The sequence below is a fragment of the Paucilactobacillus nenjiangensis genome (assembly GCF_008632615.1).
Taxonomy (GTDB): domain Bacteria; phylum Bacillota; class Bacilli; order Lactobacillales; family Lactobacillaceae; genus Paucilactobacillus; species Paucilactobacillus nenjiangensis.
Genome location: NZ_CP043939.1, coordinates 684,867 through 701,429, shown reverse-complemented (window position 1 = coordinate 701,429; position 16,563 = coordinate 684,867). Strand labels below are relative to the sequence as shown.

Annotated in this window: 11 protein-coding genes; 4 read left to right on the top strand and 7 right to left on the bottom strand. The window is 40.0% G+C overall.

The annotated features are described in order from the left end of the window. Window positions 1-35: 35 nt before the first annotated feature. The 5 genes from rpoB to F0161_RS03500 form a co-directional block, all read right to left on the bottom strand. A complete protein-coding gene (gene rpoB / locus F0161_RS03520) occupies window positions 36-3,650 on the bottom strand; it encodes a DNA-directed RNA polymerase subunit beta (protein ID WP_137601057.1) in 3,615 nt (1,204 codons plus the stop codon). A gap of 240 nt (window positions 3,651-3,890) precedes the next feature. Then, window positions 3,891-4,490, bottom strand: coding sequence for a TetR/AcrR family transcriptional regulator (locus tag F0161_RS03515; protein ID WP_150203742.1), 600 nt, complete (start codon window positions 4,488-4,490; stop codon window positions 3,891-3,893). A gap of 129 nt (window positions 4,491-4,619) precedes the next feature. Beyond that, entirely contained in the window at window positions 4,620-7,094 is a 2,475-nt protein-coding gene (locus F0161_RS03510) for an ATP-dependent Clp protease ATP-binding subunit (protein ID WP_150203741.1), read from the bottom strand. Between the two features lie 17 nt (window positions 7,095-7,111). Then, window positions 7,112-7,579, bottom strand: coding sequence for a CtsR family transcriptional regulator (locus F0161_RS03505; protein WP_137601054.1), 468 nt, complete (start codon window positions 7,577-7,579; stop codon window positions 7,112-7,114). A 345-nt stretch (window positions 7,580-7,924) separates the two neighbouring features. Continuing rightward, the gene (locus tag F0161_RS03500) at window positions 7,925-10,774 is read right to left on the bottom strand and encodes a YhgE/Pip domain-containing protein (RefSeq protein ID WP_190318902.1); all 2,850 of its coding nucleotides are present in this window, start codon (window positions 10,772-10,774) and stop codon (window positions 7,925-7,927) included. Between the two features lie 329 nt (window positions 10,775-11,103). Between F0161_RS03500 and F0161_RS03495 the strand changes: the two genes are divergently transcribed. The 4 genes from F0161_RS03495 (at window position 11,104) to F0161_RS03480 (ending at window position 14,037) form a co-directional block, all read left to right on the top strand. Then, window positions 11,104-11,370: an ACT domain-containing protein gene (locus F0161_RS03495; protein ID WP_137601052.1), complete on the top strand. Its 267-nt coding sequence runs from the start codon at window positions 11,104-11,106 to the stop codon at window positions 11,368-11,370. A 15-nt stretch (window positions 11,371-11,385) separates the two neighbouring features. Then, on the top strand, window positions 11,386-12,732 hold the full coding sequence (locus F0161_RS03490) for a PFL family protein (RefSeq protein WP_150203739.1): 1,347 nt from the start codon (window positions 11,386-11,388) through the stop codon (window positions 12,730-12,732). 422 nt (window positions 12,733-13,154) lie between these two features. After that, complete coding sequence (locus tag F0161_RS03485; RefSeq protein ID WP_150203738.1) at window positions 13,155-13,448, top strand: autorepressor SdpR family transcription factor; 294 nt, start codon at window positions 13,155-13,157, stop codon at window positions 13,446-13,448. Between the two features lies 1 nt (window position 13,449). Beyond that, the gene (locus tag F0161_RS03480) at window positions 13,450-14,037 is read left to right on the top strand and encodes a DUF1648 domain-containing protein (protein WP_150203737.1); all 588 of its coding nucleotides are present in this window, start codon (window positions 13,450-13,452) and stop codon (window positions 14,035-14,037) included. A 45-nt stretch (window positions 14,038-14,082) separates the two neighbouring features. On the opposite strand, the gene icd is transcribed toward F0161_RS03480, so the two are convergent. Continuing rightward, a complete protein-coding gene (gene icd, locus F0161_RS03475; RefSeq protein WP_150203736.1) occupies window positions 14,083-15,342 on the bottom strand; it encodes an NADP-dependent isocitrate dehydrogenase in 1,260 nt (419 codons plus the stop codon). A gap of 15 nt (window positions 15,343-15,357) precedes the next feature. Continuing rightward, window positions 15,358-16,503 carry a citrate/2-methylcitrate synthase gene (locus F0161_RS03470; protein WP_150203735.1) on the bottom strand — a complete coding sequence of 382 codons (1,146 nt, stop codon included), beginning with the start codon at window positions 16,501-16,503 and terminating at the stop codon, window positions 15,358-15,360. Window positions 16,504-16,563 lie beyond the last annotated feature (60 nt).

Here is a 16,563-nt window from a genome sequence, read left to right as displayed (position 1 = left end):
CCTCCTTATTTTAATTCTACAGTTTTTAAATGAAATTAATCTTGTTGAGTTTCTTTTGGAGATGCAACTTGGTCAACGGTTGTTGACGCAGTTTCTGTGGCTCCGGTTTGTTCTTGCGCTTGTTGTTCTTGTTGAGCAGCAAACTTACTTAGAGCATCAACGTTTACAACGTCGTCGCCTTCATCATCCATATCGCGAAGTTCAATTTCTTCATCTTCTGAATCAAGAACCTTCATATCTAGTCCAAGTGCTTGTAATTCCTTAACGAGAACACGGAATGACTCTGGAACACCTGGCTTTGGAATTGGTTCACCCTTAACGATTGCTTCGTATGTCTTAACACGACCAACAACATCATCGGATTTGTAAGTCAAGATTTCTTGAAGGGTATAAGCAGCACCATAAGCTTCAAGAGCCCAGACTTCCATTTCACCAAAACGCTGTCCACCAAATTGTGCTTTACCACCAAGTGGTTGTTGAGTAACTAATGAGTAAGGTCCAATTGAACGAGCATGGATCTTATCATCAACCATGTGGGCAAGTTTCATATAATGCATGACACCAACAGCAATTCGGTTATCAAATGCTTCACCAGTCCGACCATCATATAAGACAGTCTTACCATCAGCTGGTAAACCGGCTTCACGCACAGCAGCCCAAACATCGTCATCAGTTGCACCATCGAAAACTGGTGTTGCAACGTGAATGCCAAGTTCTTTAGCAGCCATACCTAAATGCAATTCGATAACTTGTCCGATATTCATACGTGAAGGCACACCCATGGGGCTCAACATAATGTCGATTGGAGTACCATCTGGCATGTATGGCATATCTTCTTGAGGGATCACAACGGAAACAGTACCTTTGTTACCATGACGTCCGGCCATCTTATCACCAACTTGAAGCTTACGCTTTTGGGCGATGAAGACACGAACCATCATGTTAACACCTGGTGACAATTCATCACCATTTTCACGAGTAAAGATTTGAACGTCTTGGACGATACCTTCTCCACCATGAGGAACCTTAAGTGATGTATCACGAACTTCACGTGATTTTTCACCAAAGATAGCGTGTAGCAAACGTTCTTCAGCTGATAATTCTGTTACACCCTTAGGAGTAACCTTACCAACTAAGATGTCACCATCATGAACTTCAGCACCAACACGGATAATACCTTTGTCATCAAGATCCTTGAGTGAATCTTCACCGACGTTAGGAATTTCACGAGTCATTTCTTCAGGTCCGAGTTTAGTGTCACGAGCTTCTGATTCATATGATTCGATATGAATTGAAGTGTAAACATCATCACGAACAAGTCGTTCATTAATAGCGATGGCATCTTCGAAGTTATAGCCTTGCCAAGTCATGAATGCAACAATTGGGTTTTGACCAAGTGCTAATTCACCTTGTTCCATTGAAGGACCATCAGCAAGAATTTCGTTTGATTCAACCTTGTCGCCTAATTTAACAATTGGACGTTGGTTGTAGTTCTTACCACCATTTGAACGGTGGAATTTCATTAATTTGTAGTTATCAAGTGCGCCATCTTCACGGCGAACACGAATTTCACGAGCATCAACGTATTCAACTACACCATCATTTTTGGCAATTAAAGCAACGCCAGAATCATGAGCAGCATCGTATTCGATACCAGTACCAACAAGTGGTGAATGAGGGTCAAGCAAAGGAACAGCTTGACGTTGCATATTGGCACCCATCAAAGCACGGTTAGAATCATCATTTTCCAAGAAAGGAATACATGCAGTGGCAACGGCCACAACTTGTTTAGGTGAAACGTCCATGTAATCAAGGTTTTCGATACCAGTTTCCAAGTTCTCTGATTGAGCACGAGCCATAACTGTATCGTCAACAAATGAACCATCATCATTCAACTTCGAGTTAGCTTGAGCAATAACGTAATTATCTTCTTCGTCGGCAGTCAAATAATCGATTTTTTCAGTAACCTTATGAGTATCCCATGACACACGACGGTATGGAGTTTCAATAAATCCATAACGGTTGACACGAGCGTAACTTGAAAGACTATTGATCAATCCAATATTAGGACCTTCAGGAGTTTCAATAGGACACATACGACCATAATGGGTATAGTGAACATCTCGAACTTCATATCCGGCACGATCACGAGTCAAACCACCAGGTCCAAGGGCAGACAAACGACGTTTATGCGTCAATTCACCCAAAGGATTGGTTTGATCCATGAATTGTGAAAGTTGTGATGAACCAAAGAATTCTTTGATTGAAGCCACAACGGGACGAATATTAATCAATTGTTGAGGTGTAACTGTTTCACGATCTTGGATTGACATCCGTTCGCGAACCACACGTTCCATCCGTGAAAGGCCAATCCGGAATTGGTTTTGTAGTAATTCACCAACTGAACGAATACGACGGTTACCCAAGTGATCAATATCATCGGTGTTTCCAATACCTTCTTGTAAATCAAAGAAGTAGTTCATTGAAGCCAAGATATCTGCAGGCACAATGTGCTTATATTTAAGATCAATATGACCGTTACCAATGATAGGAACTTCACGTTCAGGATCATTCTTAGAAAAGACCATAATCTTTTGTAAGATAACTGGGTCAGTCACAACAGCTTGTTCTGAAGGTGTGTATGTGATGGTCTTGAAGTCTTCACGATCAAGGTATTCGCCTAAATCTTTCATTACTTCTTTTGTAATCACGTCACCCTTTTGAGCAATAACTTCACCAGTTTCTGGATCAGCTAATGTTTCTGCCAAGGTTTGATTTAATAAACGAGTCTTCAAATTAAGCTTCTTGTTAGTCTTGTAACGACCAACTGGAGCCATGTCGTAGCGTTTTGGATCGAAGAAACGAGCCGTCAACAAACTACGTGAAGAATCAGCAGTCTTAGGTTCACCTGGACGAAGACGTTCGTAAACATCTTTCAAGGCTTCTTCAACACGTGAATCTTCATTATTCTTGTGAATATCTTTATCTAGGGTCAATGAAAGTGAATCATTGTTACCAAACATATCGATAATTTCATCATCAGAACCAAATCCTAAAGCACGAACTAGTTCTGTCAATGGAACTTTACGAGTTCTATCGATACGAACATAAGAAACGTCCTTAGCATCAGTTTCATATTCCAACCATGCACCACGGTTTGGAATAAATGTTGCGCCGAAACTAGGGCGACCGTTCTTGTCAGCTTCTTCACTAAAGTAAACCCCTGGTGAACGAACCAATTGAGAAACGATAACACGTTCAGCACCATTAATAATGAAAGTACCTTGGTTCGTCATTAATGGAAAATCACCAAAGAAAACATCTTGAGATTTGATTTCGCCAGTTTCGTGGTTCGTCAAACGAAGTGTGACATGCAATGGAGCTGAGTAGTTTGCATCATGTTCACGCGCCTCATCCACTGTATACTTTGGTTCTAATAATTGATAATCAACAAACTCTAATGATAAGTTTCCTTGGAAATCATCAATAGGCATGATGTCATCAAACATCTCTCGCAGACCTTCATCTAGGAACCATTGATAAGAATCAGATTGAATCTCGATCAAGTTAGGTAAATCTAGAACTTCTTTGATCCGTGAGTAACTACGACGAGTACGATGTTTTCCGTACTTAACTAAATGTCCGGCCAAGCTGTTCACCTCTCTGTTTTTGATTGACAGAATCCATCCTTCAAATGTTACATTTTGGTTACAAATGCACCTCAGCAACGTTTTTAAGCACAAAAAAATCCAAAAACAACCACTGTTGCTTTTGGGTTCTATTATGAAGCGCAACATGGACAATAGATCATGTTGCTCAAATGGACTCACAAATATATACAAATTCAATTTTACTGCATTCCTGTTAAATGTCAACCGGTTTGCTTACAATTAATCTTGTTCTTCTGCAATTCCAAATAATACTAATTTTAAGGATAACTTACCCTTATCACGGCTTGAAATTGATGAACCACCAACACGGTAAAAACTACTAAACATGGCATTCAAACTAGAAATTAGAATGTCAGCAGCTTCATCAGGTAAAACTTCTTTTCTTAGGTTAACTTCGGGTAAATTAAAGTAGCCAGTCAATGGATCAAGATAATACATCCGATAAAGCATCCCCAGTTTCCGTTGCCCTGCTGGTGATAGGTGCGCATAACTTTCGTGAATAAAAATGCCAACACCCTTTGGATGAATATCAAAAATGTTCTTAGTAATTTCATAAAGTCGGTTAAGGGGTTGTAAACGAGGTTTTAAAACGCCTTGTCCAATTACCTCACGGACGTCTTTTCCGACACGGTTAACGACTTCCAAATAAACTGCTTCTTTATCATTAAAATGATGATACATTGCAGGTTGTGTAATGCCAGCAACATCAGCGATATTACGCGTTGAAGTTTCGGCATATCCCTTTTCCAGGAATACTTTGCGGGCTGAGTTAATGATTAGTTCGCGTGTTTTTTCACTTCTTGATTGCTCCTGAACCATTGTATTGCTCCAATCTTTTGATTTAACGTACAAGATATGACACAAAACGGAAAGTTAGATACCTAAACTAACTATACTCTATAAAAAAAAGCTTAGAGAAAAAAGCTCTCCCTAAACTACCCAATGATCTTACTTCGCCGCTAATCCCGACGCATTGTGTTGATCTGTAACATTTAACTTAATTTTACCAGAACGAGCCCCAACTGTCACTGTATCTCCGACATTTATTTCACCTGACAAGATTGATTCACTCAAGAGATCCTCAATTTTGGTTTGTAAAGCTCGGCGAATTGGACGAGCACCATACTCTGGGTCAAAGCCTGCTGCTGCAACAACATCGATGGCAGCTGGCGTAACTTTCAAGTCAATGCCTTGTTCGCTCATACGTTTAATCACGTTTTTCATCATTAATTTAACAATTTGATGTAATTCTGGCTTCTTTAATGAATGGAAGATGACTGTTTCGTCAATCCGGTTCAAGAATTCGGGACGGAAATGTAATTTCAATTGTTCTTGAATGGTGCTCGACATTGCTTGATAGTTATCTTGCATGTCTTTGGCACCAAAACCAACTTCCTTTTCATCACGTAACGTGGTAGCTCCCAAGTTAGAAGTCATAATCAAGATTGTGTTTCTGAAATCAACTTTACGACCCTTAGCATCTGTCAAATAGCCATCATCTAAGACTTGTAATAACAAGTTAAAGACATCTGGATGGGCTTTTTCAGCTTCATCTAAAAGCACAACTGAGTATGGATGTTGGCGAACTTTTTCAGTTAATTGTCCACCTTCATCATAGCCCACATAACCTGGTGCAGCACCAATCAAACGGCTGGTACTGTATTTTTCCATGTATTCAGACATATCGACCCGAATCATGCTGTCTTCTGAGTCAAAGACTGATTCAGCCAAAGTCTTAGCTAATTCAGTTTTACCAACCCCAGTAGGTCCAAGGAACATAAATGAACCAATTGGACGGTTAGGATCTTTCAGGCCACTGCTTGAACGACGAATTGCTCGTGACACGGCAGAAACTGCTTCACCCTGACCGATAACCCGCTTATGCAAAATGCTTTCCAAGTTGACGAGGCGGTCACTTTCACTCTTTTGTAATTGTGTCAGTGGAATTCCTGTCCATTCAGCAACAACTTCAGCAACATCTTCACCAGTAACTTTCAAATCATACTTCGCATGACTATCTTCAACTGGGGCAGCTTGTTTGTCGAGCTTGGCCTTTAATTTGAGTTCTTCTTGGCGTAATTCAGCAGCCAAATCGAAGTTTTGATCTTCGATAGCTTCTTCCCTTTGAACACCAAGTTTTTCTATTTTTTCAGTAGCCTTCGTTTGTTTTGATGGTTTGTCTTGCGCATCAATTCGAACTTTAGCTGAAGCTTCATCCATCAAATCAATGGCCTTATCTGGTAAGAAACGGTCACTGATGTAACGTGATGACAAGGTAACAGATTGTTCAATCGCATCATCAGTAATTTCTACATGGTGATGGTCCTCGTAACGATCCTTTAAACCAGTCAAAATTTGAACGGCTTCGTCTTCAGTTGGTTCAGCAACTTGAACGGTTGCAAAACGACGTTCTAAGGCAGCATCTGATTCAATATACTTTTGATATTCATCTAACGTTGTCGCACCGATTGTTTGAAGTTCTCCACGAGCCAAAGCGGGTTTCAAAATATTGGAAGCATCGATAGCACCTTCAGCGCCACCGGCACCAATTAAGGTATGCAATTCATCAATGAATAAAATGACATTTCCATCACGATAAATTTCATCAATCACTTTCTTCAAACGATCTTCGAATTCACCACGGTACTTAGTGCCAGCAACTAATGAGCCCATATCGAGCATCATTAAACGTTTCTGAGCTAAATCACCAGGAACATCCCCACTAATAATCCGTTGAGCTAATCCTTCAGCAATCGCAGTTTTACCAACTCCGGGTTCACCAATTAATACTGGGTTATTCTTCGTCCGACGGCTCAAAATTTGAACCACCCGACGTACTTCTTTTTCACGACCCACCACGGGATCCATTTTATCTTCACGAGCACTCTGAGTTAAATCACGAGCTAGTGAGTCTAAAGTTGGTGTCCCTTCAGCTTGTGGTGATTTTTGCTTGTTAGCCTGGCGACGTTTAGGTGCGTCAGAAACTCCGAGACGACGCATTACAATGCGATGTGCTTGATTTAAATCAACATCTAAGTTGAGTAAAATGCGAGATGATAGAATACTTTCATCTGATAATAAGGCAAGAAGTAGGTGTTCAGTACCAATTTTCAAAGCGCCCAAGCGTTTAGCTTCTTCTCCAGCGACTGCGAGAATTTCTTTGGCTTTAGGAGAATATGGTAAATAACTATCCTTATCTGCGCCGGTTAAAGTCCCGTAACCAGTGAAGCGTTCAATTTCTTCGCGAATATCATCTTCACCAACTGAGAATTGTTGCAACACTTTGCTAGCAATTCCATTTTGTTCAATACTCAAAGCTAGCAGTAAATGTTCCGTACCTACAGCTTGATGTTTGAAATGTTTGGCCTGTTCTTGAGCCAAAGTAAGTACGTTTTTGGCGCTTGGTGTAAATAAGTTATCCATAACAATTCCCCTCTTTCTTAACTTTCGTAACGCAATCTGTTCAATAATGAAATCAGAACGTGTGCTCGAAGTGTATCCCCCACTTGACGATTGTCAAACGCTAACGTTTGCTTCGATACCATCACAGCCATTAAATCGGCTTCACGACGTGTAATCACATCTTCATCATACAATGTTTGAATTATCGAAACTGCATCCCGCTCATTGATTTCGTCTCCAATGACCTGAATTAACGTGTTCAACACAGCAACATCATCCATTAAGTTAACTTTTTCAATCCGAATATAGCCACCGCCACCTCGTTTGCTTTCAACGAGATAACCATTTTGAATGGTGAACCGGGTTTTAATAACGTAATTAATTTGAGATGGCACTACATCAAACAGGTCAGCAACTTCTGAACGTCTGATTTCTACGTGCTCAGAATCGGACAAAATATTTTTTAAATAGTTCTCAATCACATCTGAGATATTTTGGCCTTCCATAACTAACCTCCTGTATCTTTGACTAATGTTGACTAATATTATACAAACAAAATTCATAATTGCAAATGATTTAGCCTAAAATAACCGATGTTTATCGAAAATATATCAAACACAATAGTCACTGACTAAATTTGCACACATTCAGATAGATAAAAAATAGTTGAACCGATTTTATTCGGTCCAACTATTTTTGTATTTAAGTAGCGTTACATCAGTCAGCATACTTATTGAATTGTGTTCAATAAGTCTACGTCTTCCGTCTAGTTATGAATCATGAACATAAGAAGAACACTTATATCCATAATTCTAAACTATACTCAGTCGCAAACCGACTTATTTCACTACTTATTCTTCTGATGCATCATTTGTATCACGCTTACTTAACATCATATCAACAAGATATGCGATACCACCGAGAATAGCAGTAAAGACTGTTAAGAATGCGATTGCTAACCAGACGCTGTAGTCACCGCCATTGATTAGATTTTCGAAACCGTGAATTGCATGAGTCATTGGTAAGATATTTCCAACTGCTTGATAGAACTCTGAAAGCATAGCGTTTGGGAATACTTGACCAGTGATAATCACTTGAAGGAGTGACAACAATACTGCGAACAGTACGCCGACACGGCCAAAGATATGATAAAGCAACATGCAAATCAAGGTGAAGAAGATTGAAGTTAACAAGGTAAAGAGTGTTAAACCAACCCAGTTTGAAACAGTCACACCTAAAATACCGATTAAGGCATCTGCAATGATTGCTTGAACAACTGCCGTTACACCAATTGCGAGTAATGGTTCTTGTAATAAGCTAATCTTACGTTGTTTAGGTGTAAAGAGACCTAATTGGGTTACCACCGCACTTAGGAATAGCACAAGTGCTAATACTAATGGTGCAAAGGTATTCTTCAAATCTTGTGTATCACTATTAATGTCTTTTGTAGTTACTGGAGTAGCAAAATGATTTGTGTTCTTAGATGAATCACTAACTGGTGTTAATTGGCTAACACCATCTTGAAGTGCAGTATTCAACTTGTTAGTACCATTTCCAGCGGTGACCAAACCATCTTGAACTTGATGTGAACCATCAGCCAATTGTTTTGAGCCACTAGCTGCTTGATCAGTTGAATCAACAATCTGACCAGTACCTGAACGAAGTTGTGGACTTGCAGCAGTCAATTGTGAACCACCATCATTGATTTGCAATGCACCAGATAATAATTGTCCAACACCAGCAATTAAAGTTGGAGCAGAAGCTGATAATGTCTTATTACCGTCAGCAACTTGTTGAGCTCCTGAATTTAATTTGGCATTGTTGGCTACTAATTGATTTGCACCAGGAATAATCTTATTGGCTACGCCATCAAATAATTGTTCAATTCCACTGACAAGAGTTGGTGAACTATCATTTAATTGAGAATTACCATCAGAAAGTTGTGATGAACCATCAATTAATAAGTCCAAATTACTATCAATCACAGTATTGACATGCGATAGGCTCTCTTTCAATGTCTGTGTACTACCGGCGACTGAATTTAAATTATTAATTGTAGTATCACTCAACAGTGGATCAGTTTCATTAAATAATGTATCAGCTTCAGTCATAATCTTTTGAACTTGAGCTAACATCTGATTAGCATCATCCGTAGTCAATGTTGCGCCACTTAATTGATCACTGAACTTTTGTAAAGCTGTTGTTGATTGAGTTTTAACTAAATTAAATGCATTTGCGTTTATTGTAGCATCAGTTCCAAGTTTTTTATTTGCCGTAGAATTAGCAGCCGAAGCAGCTTCTAAGGCTGTAGTGTCAGCACCAGACGCTTTCAATTTGGCAATTTCTGCATCTAATGTGGCTTGTGTCGAAGTTGCGGCCGTCTGATCAGAGCTAACTTGATCTTTCGACTTAACCATTCCTGAAACCATTGTCAATTGGCTTTGCAATGATGCAATTTGCGACTTAGCTGATGAGATTTGATCCAACAATGGAGCTAAACTTTGCAACGTTCCCATTGCAGTCTTCATGCTTGCCATGTCAGTTTTTAATTGCGCTGTGTCAACTTGAGATTGTTTCATTACCTTGGTCATATCAGAAACACTAGCAATAATTGAATCATTGGCTGAAATTCCTGATTGAAGTTGTGCAAAAGCATTATCAACTCCAACTTCATCAGCAGTTCCACCTGGTTTACCATTCTTCAATTGTGAGATACCAACGTTCAAACTCTTGGCACCATCAGACAATTTTTGAGTTGAAGTCGTCAAACTCTTGTCTGGATTACCATTACCAGTTACACCATCCAACAACTGTTGAATACCAGGTAATAACGTTCCACTCAATCCAGATTGAAGAGTTGAAACTCCATCAGTGTACGTTTTAACACCAGATGCAACCTGTTGTGAGCCATCTGCTAATTGTGCAGTTCCACTAATCAGTGGTTGTGCCTTGGCAGAGAGTTCTTGAATACCAGCTAACATTTTAGCGTTGGCTGAGGCTAAGGTATCAACACCTGTTGTATAAGTGTTAACGCCGTCATCAAGTGTTTGTGCACCTGACTTAAATTCAACCATTTTTGAAGCTAATAAATCGAGGTTACGGACAATTTGGATGTTTCCATCTTGTAGTTGCACCATACCATCGTCTAATTGTTGAGTTCCAGCTGCGGCTTGTTTTGTCCCAGTCGATAATTTCTTAACTCCACTCAACAATGATTTACTATATGCTTCTTGTAAATCAGTCTTAACTTGGTTCGTTACTGTATCAGCAACCGTGGTAGACACCATTGATGACAAGTAGTTGTTCTTCTTTGACTTATAGACGTCGATGTTACTGATTTTTGGATTCTTTTCTAAGGCAGTTCCTGCGTTAGTTGAGAAATCCTTAGGTAGTTTAATTTCTAGATAAACATCTCCAGATTTCAACTTCTTCTGAGCTGTTTTCTCGTCCATAAACTCCCATTTAACTTGGTGGTCTTTCTTTAAAGTACTAACCACCTGTTCACCCATGTTAATCACTTCGCCATTACTTTCAATGGTCTTATCTTGATTAACAACGGCAACCGGAATGTTTTTAGTGGCATTTGTTTGTTCGTATTGAATAAAATTAAAGATTGCAATCAGCAAAGCTGCTGGAATCAAACAAGCAAGTACCACGTACGCGATCCGTTTACCACGGGCACTCCCGAAATTACTAAACATCTGATATCCTCCGTTCAAACTTAGAAACATTTCATAACCTTTTATTAATGTCATGAACCGTTTATTACTTTACCCGTTACCCCGGGTGAATGTCAACCCCTTACATCAGGACGCATTAGTGACTCGTTCTAATAGTTGCCACTATCAACAATTTGTCAGTCTTGATATCACTATGCTCGATAAATTCATAAAATCGACATAAAATACGAATAATAAATTCAAATTTATTTTGAATGTTTGGGAAAATGAGAGTTTTTTAATAATTGGACTATCGACGTCTGTCACTTTTCGGTATAATAGAAAACAACTTATACAATAGGAGAATCGCTATGAAAATTATCATCACAGTTGTCGGAAATGACAAAGTCGGAATCGTGGCTGCTGTTAGCCAAAAATTGTCAGAACTACAAGTTAATATCATCGATATGTCTCAAACCTTGATGCACGGCAGTTTCACCATGATGCTGATGGGCGAATTAAACGCGGAAGCAGATTTTGCTTCTATTAAAAAGGAATTATCCACTGTCGGGGAACAAATTGGTGTTTCAATTCACGTTGAAAACCAAGAACTCTTTGACGCAATGCAAAATATTTAAGGAGTCTGTCCAATAATGGAAACCAAACAAATTCGCGATACCATCGCTATGATTGACGAACAACATTTAGATATCAGAACTATCACCATGGGTATCTCACTGCTTGATTGTATCGACAGTGATAGTCATAAAGCCTGTGAAAAGATTTACGATAAAATTACTCGTTGTGCTGAAAACTTGGTCCCTGTCGCTGAAGAATTAGAAAATGAATATGGTGTGCCAATTGTCAACAAACGGATTACCGTCACACCTATCTCATTAATCGCTGCGGCTGCCACTGATACAGACAGCTATGTTGAATATGCGGTCACCATGGAACGAGCTGCAGCCAGCCTAGGCGTAGACTTAATTGGTGGCTTTTCCGCCCTTGTTCAAAAAGGATATCAAAGTGGTGATCGAAAGCTGATTGCTTCAATTCCAGATGCGTTGATGGCTACTTCGAGAGTTTGTAGTTCAGTCAATGTCGGATCTACTAAAACTGGAATCAACATGGATGCCGTCGCTGAAGTTGGTGAAATGGTCAAAGCCTTAGCTGATAAGAGTCCATTAAAATGTATGAATTTTGTTGCTTTCGCCAACGCGGTTGAAGACAATCCATTCATGGCTGGTGGTTTCCACGGTGTTGGTGAGGCCGATTGCGTCATCAATGTCGGAATTAGTGGTCCAGGGGTTGTCAAACGTGCACTCGAAAAAGTCCGCGGTAAATCTTTTGATATTGTGTCAGAAACCATCAAAAAGACTGCCTTTAAAGTAACTCGCATTGGGCAACTCATTGGAACACAAGCATCTGAACGTCTGAATGTACCTTTCGGGATTGTTGATTTATCATTGGCACCGACTCCTGCTCCAGGCGATTCTGTTGCCGAAATTTTAGAAGAAATAGGACTTGAGAGTGTGGGTGCTCCAGGCACTACCGCTGGCCTCGCTATGCTAAATGATGCCGTTAAAAAAGGTGGAATCATGGCTTGTGAACACGTTGGTGGTTTATCAGGTGCCTTTATCCCTGTCTCTGAAGATGCTGGGATGATTAAAGCCGCCGAAAATGGCAACTTAAATATTGAAAAACTAGAAGCAATGACTGCAGTTTGTTCTGTTGGTTTGGATATGATTGCGGTCCCTGGTAAGACGACTGCATCCACAATCAGTGCCATTTTGGCTGACGAAGCAGCTATTGGTGTGATAAATAACAAAACGACTGCCATCCGGGTCATCCCCGTACCTGGCAAGGACGTTGGCGAAGAAATTGACTTTGGTGGCTTATTCGGCCGAGCACCTATTATGCGTGTTAATCAAAGTTCTCCTGCTGCCTTCGTTGGTCGCGGTGGCCATATTCCTGCACCAATTCATTCATTTAAAAACTAGTGTGTGAGCATGAGCGGTCAGACATTGAGTATTAATAGAAAAGAATCATGATGGCTGCACTTTGCCATTATGATTCTTTTTAATTAAGTGAAATGTTTACTCTTGTGAACATGATTAAACTAGTGTGTGAACATAACCAGTGTACTTTTGAGTAACCCATTTTTTTAATTTTTCAATAGCTTGTTTAACTTGAAAACTACAAGTCACTTGTATATATTTGTATGTAAAAAAAGAACCAGCTGAGTCCATAGCCGAGTCCCTACCTAATATAGTGTCACTTTGTTGGAGTAGTCGTTTATACGACTACTTTATTTTTTAACACCTATTTAGAATTTTATCGATATAGTATTGACTTTTTAACTATTTCAGGCTATTATCTATTTAGAAATAATTCTAAATAGTTTGGATGAGGAGGTCATGGAATGTCATTAAATGAAACGTTGAAAGCCATCTCAGATCCTGTCCGTCGTCAAATTTTAGAAAGTCTAAAAAACCAAAGTCAATCTGCTGGTGAAATTGCTGCACAGTTTGACTTAAGCCAAGCAACGGTGTCTTACCACCTTAAACTACTGACCCAAGTTGGACTCATTACGAGTCGGAAAGAAAAAAACTGGATTTATTATGATTTAAACATCAGTGTCTTCGAGGAAATATTAACCTGGATTTATAACTTTTCAAAAGGCCCTGAATCAAGCAACTCTGAGGGAGGTAAATAACATGAAAACAATCAAGCAACTAATCATCAGTGGCTTAATTATTTTAGCCCCAATGATATATGGAGTTTCTGTTTATTCCGAATTACCAACTAAAATGGCCACCCACTTTGGCATTGATAACACTCCTAATGGCTTTATGAGTCGTTCATTTTTCATTTTTGGTTTACCATTATTAATGCTGCTTGTTCAGATCCTTTGTACCTACACCATGGTATACGCAGCTAAAAATAAACCAGCCAGTCGTTTTCAAGAAGTTGTGGCTTGGGTTATTCCCGTCTTCACCGTCATTTTGTATCCAGCCACGATTCTTTACAATCTGGGTAATGAAATTGACTTCTGGCGACTCACCGTCACGATTGTGTCTCTGGTCTTCATCATCACCGGTAATTACCTTCCAACCTTCAATGGCGAACGAAAACAAGATAAACGTTGGCGTGGAGCACAGTTTCCGGTGGGACGAGTCTTATTTTACGGTGGTATTTTGTTATTAATCAGTATCTTTTTCAACCCAATTTTGTCAGTTGTTCTGATTGCCGCCATCATTATTGGCATTTTTGCAGTCATGTTAATTGCGAAACCGCATAAATAAGGGTATTTAAAAAGTTGGACCAATCGGTTCAACTTTTTTTCATTTCTATAAGTGTTCAGCCACGTAGGTACCAAAGCCACTAGTACTTAGTGCTTTTGTTTCATCATCAGTAAAGTCTGCAGTCACGTGTCCACCGCTGATTGCATCAGCAATTCCACCACGAATTAACTTACCAACTTCTGGCCAGCCAATATAATCAAACATCATGGCCCCAGATAAAATAATCGAGGTTGGGTTCAATTTATTTTGACCAACGAATTGAGGGGCCGTGCCATGCGTAGCTTCAAAAATTGCATGTCCTGTTTGATAGTTAATATTGCCACCAGGGGCAATACCAATACCGCCTACTTGGGCCGCCAGGGCATCAGAGATATAATCACCATTCAAATTTAAGGTAGCGACCACTTCAAAATGCTCAGGGTATAGCAATGTTTGTTGGAAAAAGTTATCCGTGATAATGTCATTGACCATCACTTTGCCAGCGGCTTTTGCAGTATCCCAAGCTTGATCAGCTGCGGCTTTACCGTCTCGTTCTTTAATAGCATCGTACTGAGGTGGTGTAAAAGTTTGGTCCGCGTAATCTGATTCGATCAGCTCATAGCCCCACTTTTTAAACCCACCCTCCGTTTTCTTCATGATGTTACCCTTATGAACCAACGACAGCGTATGTTTGTTATTGGCCAAAGCGTATTCCATTGCCGCTTTCACCAAGCGCTGAGAGCCCTCAATCGAGACCGGTTTAATTGCAAAAGCCACTGAATCGGGGAAACGGACCTTGTCAATTTGATTTTGATCCTTGAGCAATGCCTTGATTTGATCTGCTTCTGGTGTATGCACGTCTGCTTCAATGCCCGCATAAATGTCTTCTGTATTTTCGCGGAATACATCAATGGCCACATTTTCCGGGTGCTTAACCGGCGAAGGCGTTCCAGGATAAAATTCAACTGGTCTAAAACAAGCATAGAGGTCCAATTTTTGGCGTAAAGTTACGTTAATTGAACGATGACCTACTCCAATCGGCGTCGTCAGCGGGCCTTTAATGCCAACCAGATATTCTTTTAAGGTTGCCAACGTTTCATCTGGTAACCATTGACCAGTTTGCTTAAATGCCACTTCACCAGCTAAAATTGACTTCCAGTTGACCGCTTTTTGTCCAGCAAAGGCCTTGTTTACTGCAGCATCAAAAACTTCTTGCGCCGCTCCCCAAATTTCTGGACCAATCCCATCTCCTTCAATAAATGGAATTGTTGGATGATTGGGTGTCAGTAACACACCATTTCTCATTTCAATTTTCTCGTCTGCCATGTTAAACTTCCTCACTTATGATTTAGTCGCACCAAAATCCACGACTTTTTTTGTCACGGATGCCGTCGCTTGTGCTTTAATTGGGCCAGTATAATGATGCATCTCACCGACATATTCTGACGATGGCCGAATTAATGTGCCATCAGTCTGTTGCTCAATAATGTGTGCCATCCAGCCGGTGGTCCGACAAGCGGCAAACATCGTCGTAAAAGTCGAACTATCCAGGCCTAGGCAATGGTAAATCACAGCCGTGTAGTAATCGACATTGGGATATAATTTGGTTTTTTCAAACATATAATTAGCAATCTGTTCTTCCAAATCAAAATATACTGAATTATTCGTAGTTTGTGCCATTTTTTCAGCAATGCCACGCAAAATTTTAGCCCGTGGATCTCCATGCTTATAAATCCGATGACCAAAGCCCATAATTTTTTTACCAGCGGCAATTTGTTTTTCAATGTAATCAATTGGTTTAATGCCTGTTTCGCGAATCTCCGCCAACATTTTAAAAACCTGTTCATTTGCCCCGCCATGCAGTGGTCCTTTTAAAGCACAGACGGCAGCCGTCAAACAAGAATAATAGTCCGCTTGCGTTGAAGCGACTACCCGTGCGGTAAAAGTCGACGCATTAAATTCATGGTCAGCATGTAGCACCATCACCGTTGAAAACATTTTGACGTACTCTGGGCTTGGTCGCTGTCCAGTAAATAAATACATGAAGTTTTCGACGACACCCCAGTCTTCGTGAACTTCCATCAATTTTTGATTGTCACGTAACCGGATAATCGCAGCAATTGCGGTCAGCATTTTCGCCAAAATCACTGGTGGTTGATCCAAGCCATCCTCATTATGAGTCGTTCCCAACAATGAAACAGTCGTTCGTAAAATACTCATCGGATGCTGTGGTTCTTTAGCCACTTCTTTGATCAAACGAATCGTTTCATCTGGCAACTTCATTTCACTAACCAACAATTTCCGTAAGTCTTGGACTTGTTCAACGGTTGGAGTTTCTTGATGCCACAATAAATACACGACTTCTTCAAATGAAGCATCCTTCAGTTCTTGAATTGGATAACCACTATATGTTAACTTTGCGTCTTTTGTCGAGCTGATTTTGGTTTCTGAAATTACAACTCCTGCTAATCCTTTGGGTAGGTCCATATGCTCACCTCATATTTTCTATGTGTCTTACTCTACGTCTTATTTTTTTGTGCAATTATT

Excerpts from the sequence above, each read along its gene's own strand:
- F0161_RS03510 (WP_150203741.1), bottom strand. The coding sequence starts at position 7,094 with ATGGATAACTTATTTACACCAAGCGCCAAAAACGTACTTACTTTGGCT.
- F0161_RS03490 (WP_150203739.1), top strand. The coding sequence starts at position 11,386 with ATGGAAACCAAACAAATTCGCGATACCATCGCTATGATTGACGAACAA.
- F0161_RS03505 (WP_137601054.1), bottom strand. The coding sequence starts at position 7,579 with ATGGAAGGCCAAAATATCTCAGATGTGATTGAGAACTATTTAAAAAAT.
- F0161_RS03495 (WP_137601052.1), top strand. The coding sequence starts at position 11,104 with ATGAAAATTATCATCACAGTTGTCGGAAATGACAAAGTCGGAATCGTG.
- F0161_RS03485 (WP_150203738.1), top strand. The coding sequence starts at position 13,155 with ATGTCATTAAATGAAACGTTGAAAGCCATCTCAGATCCTGTCCGTCGT.
- F0161_RS03480 (WP_150203737.1), top strand. The coding sequence starts at position 13,450 with ATGAAAACAATCAAGCAACTAATCATCAGTGGCTTAATTATTTTAGCC.
- F0161_RS03515 (WP_150203742.1), bottom strand. The coding sequence starts at position 4,490 with ATGGTTCAGGAGCAATCAAGAAGTGAAAAAACACGCGAACTAATCATT.
- F0161_RS03470 (WP_150203735.1), bottom strand. The coding sequence starts at position 16,503 with ATGGACCTACCCAAAGGATTAGCAGGAGTTGTAATTTCAGAAACCAAA.
- F0161_RS03500 (WP_190318902.1), bottom strand. The coding sequence starts at position 10,774 with ATGTTTAGTAATTTCGGGAGTGCCCGTGGTAAACGGATCGCGTACGTG.
- icd (WP_150203736.1), bottom strand. The coding sequence starts at position 15,342 with ATGGCAGACGAGAAAATTGAAATGAGAAATGGTGTGTTACTGACACCC.